This window comes from Massilia genomosp. 1 (assembly GCF_011682185.1).
In the GTDB taxonomy this organism is placed as follows: Bacteria; Pseudomonadota; Gammaproteobacteria; order Burkholderiales; family Burkholderiaceae_D; genus Telluria_A; species Telluria_A rubra.
In genome coordinates this window covers 1-286 of sequence record NZ_WHJF01000539.1, presented here as the reverse complement: position 1 = coordinate 286, position 286 = coordinate 1, and the positions used below count along the sequence as shown (strand labels likewise).

1 pseudogene is annotated in these 286 nt (G+C 68.2%); it reads left to right on the top strand.

What is annotated here, in order from left to right:
- Positions 1-286 (top strand): annotated as a pseudogene (locus F1735_RS34820) (calcium-binding protein); the annotation flags it as partial.

Sequence of the window (286 nt, the reverse complement as noted above, 5' to 3'; positions counted from 1 at the left end):
CCCAGATCCAGTTCAGCGACGGCACGCGCTGGGATAGCGACAAGCTGATCGCGCTGAGCCTGACCCAGAACGGTGACGAGGGCAATAACGTGCTGCAGGGCTACCCCGAGCGCAACGACCGCCTCGACGGCAAGGGCGGCGACGATATCCTCAACGGCTGGAGCGGCGACGACCTGCTCAGCGGCGGCAACGGCAACGATCAGCTCGACGGCGGCGACGGCAACGATAGCCTCGACGGCGGCGCGGGCGACGACCTGCTGTTCGGCGGCGCCGGCAACGATCTGCT